11 protein-coding genes are annotated in these 15,511 nt (G+C 63.5%); 8 read left to right on the forward strand and 3 right to left on the reverse strand.

Annotated features, from left to right (window positions below; translation table 11 throughout):
• Positions 1 to 7 precede the first annotated feature (7 nt).
• The 3 genes from wecC to ACTWLI_RS12135 are packed head-to-tail and all read left to right on the forward strand — an operon-like array spanning position 8 to position 4,381.
• Entirely contained in the window at positions 8 to 1,264 is a 1,257-nt protein-coding gene (gene wecC / locus ACTWLI_RS12125) for a UDP-N-acetyl-D-mannosamine dehydrogenase (RefSeq protein ID WP_445154083.1), read from the forward strand.
• Positions 1,261 to 2,229 carry a hypothetical protein gene (locus ACTWLI_RS12130; RefSeq protein WP_445154084.1) on the forward strand — a complete coding sequence of 323 codons (969 nt, stop codon included), beginning with the start codon at positions 1,261 to 1,263 and terminating at the stop codon, positions 2,227 to 2,229. Before wecC ends, ACTWLI_RS12130 begins: the two co-directional genes overlap by 4 nt.
• The gene (locus ACTWLI_RS12135) at positions 2,210 to 4,381 is read left to right on the forward strand and encodes a glycosyltransferase (protein ID WP_445154085.1); all 2,172 of its coding nucleotides are present in this window, start codon (positions 2,210 to 2,212) and stop codon (positions 4,379 to 4,381) included. Before ACTWLI_RS12130 ends, ACTWLI_RS12135 begins: the two co-directional genes overlap by 20 nt.
• An 848-nt stretch (positions 4,382 to 5,229) precedes the next feature.
• Here ACTWLI_RS12135 and wecB read toward each other — a convergent pair.
• Positions 5,230 to 6,384: a non-hydrolyzing UDP-N-acetylglucosamine 2-epimerase gene (gene wecB, locus ACTWLI_RS12140; RefSeq protein WP_445154086.1), complete on the reverse strand. Its 1,155-nt coding sequence runs from the start codon at positions 6,382 to 6,384 to the stop codon at positions 5,230 to 5,232.
• A 228-nt stretch (positions 6,385 to 6,612) separates the two neighbouring features.
• On the opposite strand from wecB, the gene ACTWLI_RS12145 reads away from it, so the two are divergent.
• Entirely contained in the window at positions 6,613 to 8,265 is a 1,653-nt protein-coding gene (locus ACTWLI_RS12145) for a hypothetical protein (RefSeq protein ID WP_445154087.1), read from the forward strand.
• Positions 8,266 to 8,640: 375 nt separating this feature from the next.
• Here ACTWLI_RS12145 and ACTWLI_RS12150 read toward each other — a convergent pair whose 3' ends face one another.
• Positions 8,641 to 9,222 carry a YdcF family protein gene (locus ACTWLI_RS12150; protein ID WP_445154088.1) on the reverse strand — a complete coding sequence of 194 codons (582 nt, stop codon included), beginning with the start codon at positions 9,220 to 9,222 and terminating at the stop codon, positions 8,641 to 8,643.
• A gap of 141 nt (positions 9,223 to 9,363) precedes the next feature.
• Between ACTWLI_RS12150 and thiL the strand changes: the two genes are divergently transcribed.
• The 4 genes from thiL to rsmD are packed head-to-tail and all read left to right on the forward strand — an operon-like array spanning position 9,364 to position 14,309.
• Positions 9,364 to 10,380, forward strand: coding sequence for a thiamine-phosphate kinase (gene thiL / locus ACTWLI_RS12155; protein ID WP_445156176.1), 1,017 nt, complete (start codon positions 9,364 to 9,366; stop codon positions 10,378 to 10,380).
• A 22-nt stretch (positions 10,381 to 10,402) separates the two neighbouring features.
• On the forward strand, positions 10,403 to 11,470 hold the full coding sequence (locus ACTWLI_RS12160; protein WP_445154089.1) for a DAK2 domain-containing protein: 1,068 nt from the start codon (positions 10,403 to 10,405) through the stop codon (positions 11,468 to 11,470).
• Positions 11,460 to 13,685: an ATP-dependent DNA helicase RecG gene (locus ACTWLI_RS12165; protein ID WP_445154090.1), complete on the forward strand. Its 2,226-nt coding sequence runs from the start codon at positions 11,460 to 11,462 to the stop codon at positions 13,683 to 13,685. Before ACTWLI_RS12160 ends, ACTWLI_RS12165 begins: the two co-directional genes overlap by 11 nt.
• A gap of 3 nt (positions 13,686 to 13,688) precedes the next feature.
• Positions 13,689 to 14,309, forward strand: a complete 621-nt coding sequence (rsmD, locus tag ACTWLI_RS12170; RefSeq protein WP_445156177.1) for a 16S rRNA (guanine(966)-N(2))-methyltransferase RsmD — start codon at positions 13,689 to 13,691, stop codon at positions 14,307 to 14,309.
• A gap of 81 nt (positions 14,310 to 14,390) precedes the next feature.
• On the opposite strand, the gene ACTWLI_RS12175 is transcribed toward rsmD, so the two are convergent.
• Entirely contained in the window at positions 14,391 to 15,371 is a 981-nt protein-coding gene (locus tag ACTWLI_RS12175; protein ID WP_445154091.1) for an ABC transporter substrate-binding protein, read from the reverse strand.
• Between the last annotated feature and the right edge of the window lie 140 nt (positions 15,372 to 15,511).

Here is a 15,511-nt window from a genome sequence, read left to right on the forward strand (position 1 = left end):
CAACAAAATGACACGCATTGGGACGGTAGCCGTCATCGGCCTCGGATACATTGGGCTGCCCACAGCGGCCATTTTGGCTACGAACGGTCTGGACGTCATCGGCGTCGACGTAAGTCGGCGCACCGTGGACGCCGTCAACGAGGGCCGAGTGCCCTTCGTCGAGCCGGACCTTGGCATCCACGTTGCGGGAGCCGTCAGCCAAGGTCGTCTTAAGGCAACCACCGAGACACCATCCGCGGATGTCTTCATCGTCGCCGTACCTACTCCGTTTCTAGAGGATAAGAGCGCAGACCTTGGCTACATCGAAGCCGCAGCCCGCGGCATCGCCCCCGTCCTGCAGGGCGGTGAACTCGTCATCCTCGAATCGACGTCTCCGCCCGGGGCAACCCGGCACTTGGGAGACTACATCATTGCTCTGCGCCCGGATCTTTCCCTGGACGGAGCCGGCGGCAAACCGGCGGTCCTCTTCGCGCACTGCCCCGAGCGCGTCTTGCCTGGGAAAGTCATGATTGAACTCGTCACTAACGACAGAATAGTCGGCGGTCTGACGCCTCAAGCGGCTGAACTGGCGAAGGAGCTTTATTCTGTTTTTTGTCAGGGCGAGATTCTGCTGACTGATGACGTCACGGCGGAAATGGCGAAGTTAGTCGAAAACTCCTACCGGGACGTCAACATCGCCTTCGCGAATGAACTATCAGTTGTGAGCGAAAAACTCGGCATCAATGTATGGGAACTAATAAGGCTGGCCAATCACCACCCAAGGGTGAACATCCTGCAGCCAGGTCCCGGTGTTGGAGGGCACTGCATAGCGGTTGATCCTTGGTTCATTGTGGCGGCCGCCCCTGAGGAGACGCGGCTCATCCGTGCCGCACGAAACGTTAATGATGACAAGCCGAGCTGGGTCCTGCAGAAGGTTCGAGATGCTCACGCGGAGCTAGACGGCGAAGGCGAAATCGCGATCTTGGGTCTCGCCTTTAAGGCCAACATTGACGACCTTCGTGAATCACCGTCGGTTGATATCGCCCGATCCATTGCACAAGTGCTTCCGTCAGTACAGATAAATGTAGCCGAACCCCACATTGAGCGGATGCCACCCACGCTCGAGGATATGAAAAACGTGAGCCTGGTTAGCGTAGACGACGCAGTCAGCAAATCGTCGGTTGTCGTAGTCCTTGTGGATCACGACGCAGTCAAAGCCCTTTCGCCGCAAGCGTTGATGGGCAAGGTTGTCGTCGATACCAAGGGAGTTTTCAGCGCATCGTGAAATACCTAACGAAGTTCCTGCAACAAGCCGGACGAAGCCGGGGTTTCATAGCAGTTGTGGTGCTGGGGTTGTCAGGTGCAACCTTTGCTGCCGTTTACTTCATCGCTTCTGGAGCTGTGTGGGGCATTTTTTCAGTGATGGCCTTTACCGGTTTAGCTATCAGCGCCATCTATCTGTTGATCCGCATTCGATGGGTGCAAGAAACCGAATCGCGACGGTTGCATGCAAGGCTCCGGGAAGTAAAGCAGTCCTTAATTGGTTTGACTGGCCCAGAGCCTGCGAACGCACAGCAGAAACCGTTCGATTCGCGTGTGTCCGAACGCCCGGCCGTGAAAGCACCAACTGCATTTGGTGCAAACCCAGTACCGCCCGCTGGCGGTACTGGTCCACGAAGCGTCGGCACAAAGAAAGTGGCTGGACGACTCGCTGCCGCAGTGGCGCAAGACGGTGACCGACAAGCTGAGATCCTTCGGTTTCTGGGCAGCCCGCCAGCCCCTGACTCAACGCGCCGCGCGATCTTTACAGTAGTCGGTCACGATCTCAGGGAACTTCTCCTGTCTGAATACCATGTCGAAGTCTTGTCACCCAGCACCATAATGGCGCAGCTAAGAACCGGCAACGGAACAACGGTCGTCCTGGATGACGCAGCTTTCGCGGGTGGAGTGTGGTACGGGGTCGACGCGGCGAGCGGAACGCCGTTAGCGGACACGCTATTGGCTGCACTCGCGTGGTGCAAAGAAGCGGGTGTCCCTGTTTACTTCGTCCGGAGACTAGCGGCTTCAAATGTATACACCCAGGACATCTCCGCAGCGTCGGATGTTGTAGTGGACAAAACCGGCTTCGATGCCGAGTGGACTGAAGACTATGAGTTTGGACTGCTAGGAAAACTTAGCGGCTTTATTGTCGACAAAGAACGTACCGGTCACAAAAATAGCGAGGTGCTCCTTGACTCAGAATACGCCTAGAGGTTCGATTCGCAAGGTTCTACTTTATGGCGACGTTAACATGAACATACTGGACGGATCTGCTGTTTGGCTGGTTTCCATGGCGGAGGCCTTATCTCGAACGGATTCAGAGGTCAGCGTTCTACTAAAGGCGCCCGTCACTAACCCTCGCTTGCTGGGCAGGATCATGGACAACCCAAGGATCGAGATCATTCCGCCTACTGGGTCTGATGAGATCAAGGGCTTTTCTGCCCGACAGGCTGCCCAAGAGATGGCTCGGCTCGACAGTGAGCACCCCTTCGACGTCGTCATTGCGCGCGGCACCGAAGTGTCCTCACACGTTGCCAATTCTGAGGCGCTGGCTCACAAGTCTTGGCTGTATATCACCGACATACAACACCCGAGTACTCATTTGTCAGTTGACAACCGAGAAAAGCTGGGGAAAATCATAGGGCGTTGCCACCGGTTCTTTGTCCAAACTGAATCAGCTCGTTCGTACATCGAGGCGACCATTCCGGAAGCAGCGGGCAAAACATTGGTGCTAACACCGATGATTCCGGATGAGTATTTCGACTTCGCGCACGGCAAATCCCACTCCGCCGGCGAAGTGCGGGCCGTCTACTCCGGAAAGTTCGCCAAGAATTGGCGTACTTTGGAAATGTGTTCACTTCCGGCCGAGGCGGCTGTGAAGGGCTTGAATCTATCTCTTACGATGATCGGCGACAAGTTCCAAAACGACGCGCAGGACGGGCAGTGGGCAGCTCGGATGAGAAAGGCCATCGATTTTCCGGGGGTTGAATGGCTAGGCGGGTTGTCCCGTGATGGCGCAGTCGAAGAGGTGAGACGTCACGATATTGGGCTGAGTTGGCGCGATGCTTCGATGGATGGAAGCCTTGAGCTATCTACGAAAGTCTTGGAATACGCGGCCCTTGGTGTACCGCCCGTCGTTAACAGAAACGCGCAGTACGTTGAGCTCTTTGGGCCTGACTACCCCCTCTACGTAGATGAGGATTCTACGGACGCAGTCGTCAACCTACTCCGAAGCTCGCGGCGAGACCTAACCGACCTGGGAGTAGCGGTCCGAGACCGCGTTAGACAATATTCAATTTCTGCATCGGCAGATAGGTTGAGAGCCTATTTCGAGCGCTCGGAGGCTGATTATGATCTCAGCCCGCGCAGTCGCCATAAAACACGAGTACTGATAGCGGGGCACGATCTCAAGTTCGCCGGTGAATTGGTGGCCGTCTTGAACATGAGAGAAGATGTGGAGTTAGCCTTCGACCATTGGGAAACGCTTCACACTCATGATGAAAGTGCCTCCGAGCGATTGAGGGACTGGGCCGATGTAATAATCTGCGAATGGTGTGGCCCCAACGCTGTCTGGTATTCAAACAATAAGCGTCCCCGCCAAAAGCTGATCGTGCGGTTGCACATGTTTGAGCTTAACGGGCCTTGGTTGGCAAGCGTGGCGAAAGATAATATTGATGTTCTCGTCTGCGTTTCTCAGCTCTACGTGGAGCGAACTCTTAAGCGGACCCAATGGAACGATGTGAACGTTGTTGTCATCCCGAATGCAGTAGACGTAGCTGACCTAGCTCGTCAGAAGGAGCCTGGGCACCGTTTCCGCCTCGGTATAGTTGGGATCGTCCCGATGCGAAAGCGCTTGGACCGGTCGATCGACCTGCTTGAACGGTTGCTTGCTCACGACAACCGATACACCCTGCATGTGCGGGGCAGGATGCCCTGGGAGTATCCGTATGAGTGGAAGAAGCCTCTCCAGCGGGAAGCCTACTTAGAAATCTTTGCGCGCATTGGGAGATCCGAGGCACTTCGCGAAGCAGTTGTTTTTGAGCCGTTTGGACCGGACATGGCGAGTTGGCTTCGGAAAATCGGCTACGTACTTTCGCCGAGTTCAGATGAGAGCTTCCACTTGGCGCCTGCAGAGGGGATGGCTTCGGGAGCGGTGCCTGTGTTTTGGGAACGACCCGGGGTGAATGAAATCTTCAGCAGCAGGTGGACACATTCATCTACTTCGGAAGCTTTCCGGTTTGTCTCAGAACTAAACGAATCCACTGAACTGTATACCGCCGAGTCAGCAGCAGCGCGCGCTCATGTTCAACACTTCGATATGCGGCAGGCAGGGGCGCAGTGGCTCCAACTCATTGCTAACTAGTGCGTGCCTAGTTCGTGCGTCAGTCGCCTGTTTCCGTGTGGCGGCGGCTGACGCCCGGGGGCGTCTCTTTCTATCCGAGCGCTTCCCAGTGGCCTTGAAAGTCCGCCGTTTGAAACCGAACCTTCGCCTGCATGTTCTCAAGCTACCGAACCGGCAGCCGACGCAAACAGATCACAACGATCACTGGCTTGGCACTAGCCGGCGCTTGGCTTGACTGGATATTAACCAGAGGAGCCCGTGATTCCCATAGTCCCTCGAATATTTCCTCGAAAGACCGGTTAGTTTTTGGCGTCGGATGGCATTGGCTAGCCACGGTTCGTTTTCTAGCAGCGAGAGGCTACGAGCGTCTTGGCGCGAATGCCTGCAGCGTGGCTATCCTAAGCGGGCAGGAGTCGCTCGGCTTCTCCACATTCCACTCAACCCGGGCTCCCTGTTGACCTGGAGGCCTTCCAAGGAAGTAGGAGAATCCGCTCCCAGTAGGGCGTCCAAATTTGTACCTCCACCTACCAAAAGGGGTCGAGGTACATACTTCGGGATGGGTGTTCAGTTGCCCCGGCGCCGACCCCCGCCCTTGAATATCCCGGAAGTCGAACTCTGTACGGTCGTAGCCAAAGGTCCCAGCGTTGCCGGACTGAACATCGGAGAAAGAATTCTAGGACTCAAGGCCCGAGCCGAAACCATAGGTCCATAGTTAGGCCGAGCCAGGGAAATAAATTCATTTGTGCGAACGCTAATGGGTGTTTGGATATCAATAGCCTGGCGTGTGGACGCGGGCCGGGCTTTGGGTCCTCGGGTAGGAGGCCTGCTTCTTTCCCTAACCCCGGGAAGCGGGCTTCGAATGGATGTGACTACGCCGAATGGGGTGCGGCAAACTCCTCGATTCGTTCGCCCAGCCCGAGTATGGATGCCAATGCCGCTACCGTACGAGTAGCAGCCAAGCCGTCACCATACGGGTTGACAGCCTGAGCCATGGAGTCGTAAAAAGCGCGATCATGAAGCAATCGATCTACTTCCTTGACGATGCGATCCTCATCAGTGCCGATGAGAGCGACGGTCCCGGCGTGGACTGCTTCCGGCCGCTCGGTGTTCTCACGCATAACGAGGACGGGTTTGCCCAAGCTCGGGGCCTCTTCTTGGACGCCGCCGGAATCGGTAAGGACGACGTGGGCCAGCGAAAGCATGCGGGTGAACTCGCCGTAGGGCAGGGGCTCCGTGACGATAACGTTGGTCTTGCCTTCCAACGCGGGCAACACCGCCTCACGCACCGCGGGATTCTTGTGAACGGGCAGCACGATGACGAGGTTCGGCTCGGAGTCCGCAATTCGGGCCAGCGCCCTGCCCATACCGCGCATAGCACCGCCTTGATTCTCGCGCCTGTGGGTCGTAACCAAAAGGATCTGTTGACCGGCTTCGGCGAGGCCCTCGAGCCGTGGATCGGTGAAGGGGATTTGCTTTCCGACTGTTGTGAGGAGGGCATCGATCACAGTGTTACCCGTGACGACAACGTCCTTGGGGTTTACCCCCTCAGCCAATAGGTTTGCCTTGCTGACACTGGTGGGGGCCAGATGCAGGCTGGCAAGCTGGCTGGTCAGTTTGCGGTTGGCTTCTTCGGGGAACGGGGAGAAGAGATCGCCGCTGCGAAGTCCTGCCTCAACGTGAACTACCGGAATGCCGTGGTAGAACGCCGCAATTGCTCCGGCCGTTGACGTCGTGGTGTCACCTTGAACGATGACTGCGTCGGGCTTGTTATCCGTAAAAAGCTTGTCCAGGCCGTCGATGGTTCGCGTCATAATGGCCGAGAGTGACTGGCGCTGTTGAAGGATGTTTAGATCATGATCGGGCACGATGCCGAAGAGATCGTTGACCTGGTCCAGCATTTCCCGGTGCTGCCCGGTTACAGTGACCACGCAATCAAACAGGTCCGATTCCTGCAGCGCGGCTACAATCGGGGCCATCTTAATGGCCTCTGGCCTTGTCCCAAAGATCGGCATGACGGTAGGCACAGGTGTTCCCCCAAGAAAAGTAAATGGATGTTCGCCGGTAATGCTACGGGACCAAAGTGTGTTGTGCTGAATCGACCTGACCCGCGGCTTGCAGCGTGGAGGCTGGGTGCACCGCAGTGGGACGCCAATGTTCAGGAAAGATGGGAGGTTTAGTACTTGCGCTTCGCCGGCGCGGGCGCCATCTTTGGGGGTAAGCCAGGTCTCAGCCAAGTGAGCTAAGGATCGGGCATGGCAGCTGTACCAGAGACCATAGGCCATTTCTCGCACGGGGCCCTGCAGGATTTCCGTCTGCTAACTCTGACGCTAACGGTGCTGGGGCTGTGTTCAATCGGTCCGCCGGCTGCAGCGGCGGACCTTCCGGTTTTTCCCGTCAGCGGATTCTTCGTCGCCGCTAGCACGGTTGACGCTGTCAACAACCAGAAGTTGCAGGCTATCAAGGCCGTGGGCGGGGACACGGTGATCACATTCGGATCCCGCATGACGCCGTCCAGCCTCGCTGGCGTACCGGCCGACTGCCGAATAACTGGGGTAAATTGCGCCCAGTCGGCCGCGGCCGGTGTGCTGCTTAACAGGGTGTTCACGTACTCAGATGCCAGCCCGTGGGGTGCGCCTGCCGTCCGCTGCCCTCGCGATCTGAGCATCACCAACAACAACAAGCTCTTTACGGTGCTGGTACTACCCACCGTCGGTGCCGGCTGTGACGCGACCAACAACCGCTATGACGTTGTGGTGGTCAGCGGAGGCAACGCGCCCGGCGCTAGCGCTAGCGGCTCCATGGCCAGGGCAGCCACGGCGCACGGCATGAAGTTTTACGCGGGCATGCCAACGCCCGCCAACAGGACCGACCTGGCATACCTTCCTGATCTGTCCTACCAGGACACTTTTCGGCTCTTCACCACGCGCTACCTCCAGTACCAGGAGGCAGCAAACAACGTGACAGGGCTGGCCGGTTTCTACCTTTCCACGGAGATGCCACTCAAAGACTCGGCAATATTCGACTCCGTCCTCGCCGTATACCGAATCCAGAACCAAGCGATCCGCTCTGTTCTGCCGACCCTTGGCGCTGTCGTCAGTCCCTACCTCGACTCCCGCAGGACACCCCAAGGCGGTTCCACTCCGGCGCAGGCACAATCCGCCGCTCGAAAGATTGCACTTACCGCAAGTGGGGTTTCATTAAACATTGCAGTCCAAGACGGCATGGGCACGGGCAAAGGGGGCGCCTTCAATGGCAACGAGGCCGGTGCGCCAGTTGACAGGTATGCCGGCGCCATAGTGGGGGCCGGGAGCTGGAGTAGTAAATACGTGGCACCCAACCGCGAATACTACCTGGCTGCCGCCGCCGGCGTCGCCGGGACGGGGGCGACGCTCTGGGCCAACATGGAGGGAATGGCACCGGCCGCCGGAACAAACCCTTGTGGGATTAACCTCCGCGGTCAAACGACGAAGGCTCGCATCGACCGGCAACTCCAACAGATGGCCAACGCCCCCCGGAAGATCATTTCCTTCATGTGGGATACCTATTACACCTGCACCGGCGCCTGGGCGCCTCTGGCGCAGGGACTGCAGAACGGAAAGACCACTCCCATCGTCACCGACGTCAGCTTCAATCCGGGGTCCGGTTCCCTGCTGGTGACCGGCTTCAATCTCAGTGGGGCGACTGTCGAACTGCGGTGGACCACAGCGGCGGGGGCGATCCAGTCAAAGACTGTTCGGGCAACCAGCTACAACGCGGCGTATGGCCAACAGCAGGGCCTCAACCCGGCACTCCAGGGCGTTGCCGCCAATGTGGAGCCCACGACCCTGGGTACAGGAAAGTATTACGTGGTGAAAGTCACAAACGTCTGGGGCGCAGTCAACCCTTACTATGCGCAAACACGCTGACGGCCTGGCTGCCCTGGCTTTGGCCCTCTTCAGCCGGCGAGCGCTAGCGCGATTACCAAGAGCGGAACACTCACGGCCACGGCGAGCACCAGTAGCAAAGCCACCAGACGCTTACGCCGGTAGGCGGCCTCGGCGGGCGGTGCGGCTACTGCGGCACGTTTCGCTGAGACCGCTGGCTCGGCGGACAGCGCTGGCTCCACGTCAGGCACCAACAGCGTGTCAGGAATGTCGGTACGAAAGCGCCTCCTCCGAAGGTGCCGGGGCGCGGCAAGCAGCGAGAGAGTCTGTTCCGTGGATTGCTCCATCGTGTCCTCCTCGCTGATCGAGTCGTCCTAGCCAGCGACGACGTTTCCCGGGCCAGGCTCAATTCTTACATCACTGCGCGCCCGCCGGGCACTCCGGCCGCAGCGACACATCGATCAGTCCGCCGGTTTCGATCACGAAACGGCGCAACCACTGGGCCGGCGAGAAGTCCGGGTGCGAGGGCACCGTCTGGACATCCGCCGTCGTGCACTGCTCCATGAGACGGCCCGCTCGGGTGACGTGGTAGCTGGAGGTGACCACCGTAATGGACTTCCAGCCATTGGTCCGGACCAGCTTGCCGACGGCCTGCGCCTCGCCGCGGGTGTCGTACTCGCCGGGGCGGAAGCAGACCAGGTCCGGGTTGGGGAACTGGGCCGTGTTGCACACCTCGTCGGCGAGTTTGTTACCCGGGGTGTCCGTGTGGGAGAGCACCAGCACCCGTGCACCCAGCTCCTGCTGGAGTTGCCGCGCCACCGGAAGCCGCTCGGCACTGGCTCCGCCAAGCATGATGACGGCGTCCGTGTGGTGCACGGCCAGGGGTGTGACGTTGACGAACAGCTGCGCGGCGAGGATCAACCACAGCGCCGCGGCCCCGGCACCGAACGCCAGGCACTGCGCCAGGACAGGCGGCAGTGTAAGCAGTGGACGGGGCATGCCTAAAAGTGTGGCATGCCCGCGGCGAATACTGCTGTCGGCCCTGCGCGGTAGCGTAGGACTGTGCCTGAACCGCTGACCCGCCCGCCCCGTACCGGCAACCCGCCGGACGGCGGAACCGCCCCCGCCCACCCCGCAGCCCTGACCGTCGGCGGGCTCTCCGAGGGCGAGCTCCTTGCCCGGATCTTCCCGCGGCTGCACGGCGGCGACTCCACCCAGGCTGCCGGCACCCTGCTGCTGGGCCCGGGGGACGATGCTGCGATCGTCGCTGCCCCGGACGGGCGCACCGTGATCAGTATCGACACCCAGGTGGCTGACCAGGACTTCCGGCTGGAATGGAACAACGGGTACCGGACCACCGGGTACGACGTCGGCTGGAAGGCTGCCGCGCAGAACCTCTCCGACATCAACGCCATGGGCGCCCGCGCCACCGCCATGGTCGTCAGCCTCACCATGCCCGAGGACACCGCCGTCGCCTGGGTGGAGGACTTCGCCGACGGCCTCAGCGCCGGCATCCGCGAACTCGGCGCCCCCGACTGCGCCATCGCTGGCGGGGACCTCGGCCGCGGCCGCGAACTGGCCGTCAGCGTCGCCATCCTGGGCAGCCTGGACGGCCACGCCCCGGTGCTGCGCTCCGGTGCCCGGCCGGGGGACACCCTGGCGCTCGCCGGGACCGTCGGCCGCGCCGCCGCGGGCCTGGCCCTGCTGGAATCCGACGTCCCCGTGGAGACGCTCACCACTGCGCAGCGCGAGCTGCTGGACACCCAGTGCCGGCCCCGGCCGCCGCTTGCCGCCGGCCCGCTGGCGCGCCGGCACGGCGCCACCGCGCTGATGGACATCTCGGACGGGCTGGTGCGGGACGGGACCCGGATGGCCGCGGCCAGCGGCGCCGTGCTGGACCTGGATCCCGTTGCCCTCACGGCGCTGGCCGCCCCGCTCCGGCCCGCCGCCGCCCTGCTGGGAGCGGATCCCATGGCCTGGGTGCTGGGCGGGGGAGAGGACCACGGTCTGCTGGCCACCTTCCCGGCAGGGGCTCAGCTGCCTGCCGGGTTCACTGCGATAGGCTCGGTAAAGGACCCTGCACCAAAGGACAGCACGGGCGTGACGATCGCGGGCAAGCCCGCGCACACCGTGGGATGGGATCACTTTGCAGACTAAAATTGCCGCCAACGCGCAAGCGATGAAGCGGTGGTTGGGCAAGGCGGAAACAACGCTGGGAAACCACAGCGACCGCCTGAACGCCATCAACATCTTTCCCGTCGCCGACGGCGACACCGGCACCAACCTCTACCTCACGGTGCGCGCCGCCGCCCGCGCCCTCCAGGACGTCCCCACGGACACCTCCGCCCTTCCGCAGGTGACCGCAGATACCGCGCTGCACGTGGTGGGGCCGCCGGACCCGGCCCAGAACGACGTCGGAGCCATCCTGGCCAGGGCCGGGCAGGCCGCCATCGAGCAGGCCCGGGGCAACTCCGGCACGCTCTTCGCCGTCTTCCTCTGCGCCGCCGCCGAACCGCTCGCCGGGCACCCCAGGCTCAGCTCCCCGCTGCTGGCCGCCGCGCTGAACCGCGCGCAGATCCGGGCCTGGTCCGCCCTCAGCGATCCCGTCCCCGGGACCATGCTCTCGGTCATGGAAGCTGCCGCCCGCGCCGCGGCCGCCGTCGACGCTGAACACGGCGGCGACGACAGCAACCACACCCTGGGCCTGGCCCTGGACGCCGCCGTCGAGGCCGCCCTCGCCGCCGTGGTGCACACTGAGGACCAGCTCGAAGCCCTCCACACCGCGCACGTGGTGGACGCCGGCGGTGTCGGGATGCTGCTGATCCTGGACTGCCTGCGCTCCGCCGTGCTCGGCGAGGAACTGCAGGACCAGTTGCTGGACGGGCTGCACGGCTACGACGTCCATGACCCGCACATCCACGAGGGTATGCCCCGGGACGAGGGCGTGGAGGTCATGTGCACCATCACGCTCTCGCCGCTGGACGCCGCCACCATGCGCCAGCGGCTCGACGAAATGGGCGAGTCGGTGATCATGAGCCAGGTCGGCGGCGACCCCGACGCTGAGGGCGCCTACCGCTGGCGCGTCCACGTCCACGTCCCGGACCCGGCCCCCGCCGTCGAGCTCATCCGCTCGCTCGGTGAACCCTCCGACATCAGCGTCAGCGAACTCGCCCTGCCCCGCGATCCCCGGGAGCCGGACCCCGCCGGCGTCGGCCGCAGCACGGACCCGGACGGACATGAACGCTGAGCTAGCCCTGCCCTTGGAGCGCCGGATCGGCAAGCGCTCGGCGGCCGTGATTGAAAAGCACCTCGGCATCAGCACCGTCGGCGCCCTGCTGAACTACTTCCCGCGCCGCTACCTGAGCCGCGGGGAACTGACCCCCATCAGCGAGCTCCCGCCGGACGAGGACGTAACCCTGATCGCCCGGGTGCTCTCCAGCAACACCCGGTCCATGCGCGCCCGCCGCGGCACGCTGACCGACGTCGTGGTCACGGACGACGCTGGCAAAGGCGTTCCCGGGACGCTCAAGATCAGCTTCTTCAACGGCTTCCGGGCCAAGGCCGAGCTGCTGCCGGGCCGGCGCGCCATGTTCTCCGGCAAGGTCACGCGCTACGGCGGCGCGCTCAGCCTGACCAACCCGGACTTCCTGCTCCTGGACGAGGACCCGGACGCCCCGGGCAGGGACCCCGAGGAACTCGCCGCCATGCCCATCCCGGTCTACCCGGCGACGGCGAAGCTCACCAGTTGGTCCATCGAGAAGGTGATCTCCACACTGCTGGACACGGTCGACCTGGACCAGCTCGCGGACCCGCTGCCGGCCGGGATCGCTGCCCGGGAAAAGTTTCTGCCGGTCGCGGACGCCTACCGGCTGATCCATGCCCCGCAGACCCCGGCGGACTGGCAGCGGGCCCGGGACCGGTTCCGGTTCCAGGAAGCCCTGGTGCTGCAGTCGGCCCTGGCCCGGCGCCGGGCCCAGCTCGCCGCCGAGGAAGCCACCGCCCGCCGCCCCCGGACCGACGGCCTGCTTGCCGCGTTCGACCGGCAGCTGCCGTTCACCCTGACCGCCGGCCAGTCCGCCGTCGGCAAGACCCTCGCCGAGGAACTGGCCCTGGACTCGCCGATGAACCGGCTGCTGCAGGGCGAGGTGGGCTCGGGCAAGACCATCGTGGCGCTGCGTGCCATGCTGCAGGTGGTCGACGCCGGCGGCCAGGCCGCGCTGCTGGCCCCCACCGAAGTCCTCGCAGCCCAGCACTACGACTCGATCCGCCGAACCCTTGGCGCGCTCTCCCGCGACGGGCTGCTCGGCGGCCTCGGCGCGGACTCCGTGCAGGTCACGCTGCTGACCGGGTCCATGCCCACCGCGGCGCGGAAGCAGGCCATGCTGGACGCCGCATCGGGGACGGCGGGGATCGTGATCGGCACCCACGCCCTGCTCAGCGAGAACGTCTCCTTCTACGACCTCGGCCTGATCGTGGTGGATGAACAGCACCGCTTCGGTGTCGAACAACGCGACGCCCTCCGCGCCAAGGCCAGCAAGCCGCCGCACCTGCTGGTCATGACCGCCACGCCCATCCCGCGAACCGTCGCGATGACGGTGTTCGGCGACCTGGAAACCTCCGTCCTGGACGAACTCCCTGCCGGCCGCGCCCCGATCACCACCCATGTAGTGGGACTGGCCGAACACCCGGCCTGGGCCACCCGGATCTGGACCCGGGCCCGGGAGGAGATCGACGCCGGCCACCAGGTCTACGTCGTCTGCCCCAAGATCGGCGCGGACGACGACGGCGACTTCAGCCCCGGCGCAGCCGAACCCACCGACGCGGACCTGGCCGAAAACGGCTCACGGGAACTCGCGTCGGTTACCGGCGTCGTGGAGCTGCTGCAGGATGAACCGGCACTGGCCGGCGTGCCGCTGGCGCCCTTGCACGGCCGCCAGGACCCGGTGCTCAAATCCGACACCATGGCCGCCTTCACCGCCAACCGGACCAAGCTGCTGGTCTCCACCACGGTGATCGAAGTCGGCGTCGACGTGCACAACGCCACGCTCATGGTGATCCTGGACGCCGACCGGTTCGGCATCTCCCAGCTGCACCAGCTCCGCGGCCGGGTGGGACGCGGCGGGCTGCCGGGGACCTGCCTGCTCGTCACCACCCTGGAACCCGAACATCCCAGCCGGCGCCGGCTGGACGCGGTGGCGGCCACCACGGACGGATTTGCCTTGTCGCAGGAGGACCTGAAGCTGCGCCGCGAAGGCGACATCCTGGGCGCCTCCCAGTCCGGCGGACGCTCCACCCTGAAACTGCTGCGGGTGCTCGAACACGAGGACGTGATCGCCCGGGCCCGGACCGACGCCCAGGCGATCATCGGCGCCGACCCGGACCTGGCCCGCCACCCCGAGCTCGCCGCGGCGATCGACGACTACCTCAACCCGGAAAAGGAGGCGTTCCTTGAACGCGGCTAACCCATCAAGCGCGGGCAACCCATGAGCCGGATCATCGCCGGCGCCGCCGGCGGCACACCCCTGGCCAGCGTCCCCGGCTCCATGACCCGGCCCACCACGGACCGGGTCAAGGAAGCCCTGTTCTCCCGGCTGGACGCCTTCGAGGTCATCGCCGACGCGCGGGTGCTGGACCTCTACGCCGGGTCCGGTTCGCTCGGCGTGGAAAGCGCCAGCCGCGGCGCACGGACCGTGGACCTGGTGGAGTTCGACGGCAAGGCCAGCGAGGTCTGCCAGCGCAACGCCGACCTGGTCAACACCGTGGCCCGGCGCAAGGTGGTCGCCGTGCACCGGTCCAAGGTCGAATCGTTCCTGGACCGCGCGGCGGAGTCCACCCGCTGGGACCTGGTGTTCCTGGACCCGCCCTATCCGCTGGACGAGCCGGCGCTGGCCGCGGCGCTGGCCAAGCTGCTGCCGCATCTGGCCGAGGGCGCCGTCGTCGTGGTGGAACGCTCCGCCCGCACCCCGGAACCCTCCTGGCCCGAGGGCCTGGAGCGGTTCGCCGAGAAGAAATACGGCGAAACCCGGCTCTGGTTCGCCGAGCCGGGCGTGGAACCTGACGTGGAGCCTGACACCGCCGGAGACTAGCCCGGTAAACGGCAAGGGCCGGCGGCGGGATGTCCCGCCGTCAGCCCTTGCTGATTTCCTCCGGGGTGAGCCCCGGAGCCGTTATTTCAGGATGGTGCCCGCGACATCCGGCGTCGACGGCGTGATGCCGTACTTGGCCATCAGCTCGCCCAGCTTGCCCAGGACCGGCTCATTGACCTTGCCGTCGAACTCCTCAAGCCGCAGCTTCGAGGCCACCGCCTCGGGCATCTTCATGAACTCCGGCAGCAGCGCCCGGACCTTGTCCGGGTTGCTCTGCGCCATGGCGAGCGTCTCCGTCATGGCCGCCTTGAAGTCGGACACCACCTCGGGGTTCTGCTGGGCGTAGTTGCCGCTGGTAAACGTCACCATGGTCGGCAGGCCCGGCAGCGCCTCCTGGTTGTTGTAGGTGACCAGCTTGTTTCCCTCGGCCAGCAGCTTCGAGAGGAAGGGCTCGGGAACCCAGACCGCGTCGACGTTGCCCTGCGCCAGCTGGGCGCCCATGTCCTGGAACGGCAGCTCGAGGAATTGGACCGCCTTGGGATCGCCGCCCTGCTTGGCCACGACCTCCTTGATGGTCAGGTCGCCCTGGGCGTTGATGGTGTTGACCGCCACCTTCTTGCCAGCCAGATCCTTGGCCGTGGCGATTCCGGAGTCCGCCTTGGCGACCACACCGTTGATGTCCTTGCCGGAGGCGAGGGAGTTGGAATAGCCCGTAACGATCCGCATGTCCAGGCCCTTGTTCTTGGCCAGCAGCACCGACAGCGGGTTGCCGACCGCGAAGTTCATGGTGCCGGTGGAGACCGCAGGCAGCATTGCCGCTCCGCCCTGGCCGCTCTGCAGCTCGACCTTCAGATTGTGCTTGGTGAAGATCCCCTCATCGATGCCTAGCTTCACGGCCGCGGAGGGGGCAATCGAGATCACACCCACGCTGATGTTGCGCATGCCGTCGCCGCCGCCGGCGGCCGGAGCGGACGAGGCGGATCCCGACGGCGACCCGCTGCCGCAGCCGGTGAGCAGCAGGGCCGCGGCCATGCCGACGGCTGCAAAGGTGAGTCTCTTCATAACAGTCCACTTCCTTGGGGTAAGTTATCCGACGCCCGGTGCCCCAGCCGGCAGGCGGTGTGACGGCGGCTCCGAGGTACGTACATGACAACCCATATAATTGAGTTTGTCAACGATAATTTGTTCAACTATTCCCGCTC

It is taken from the genome of Arthrobacter sp. Hor0625, from assembly GCF_052567525.1.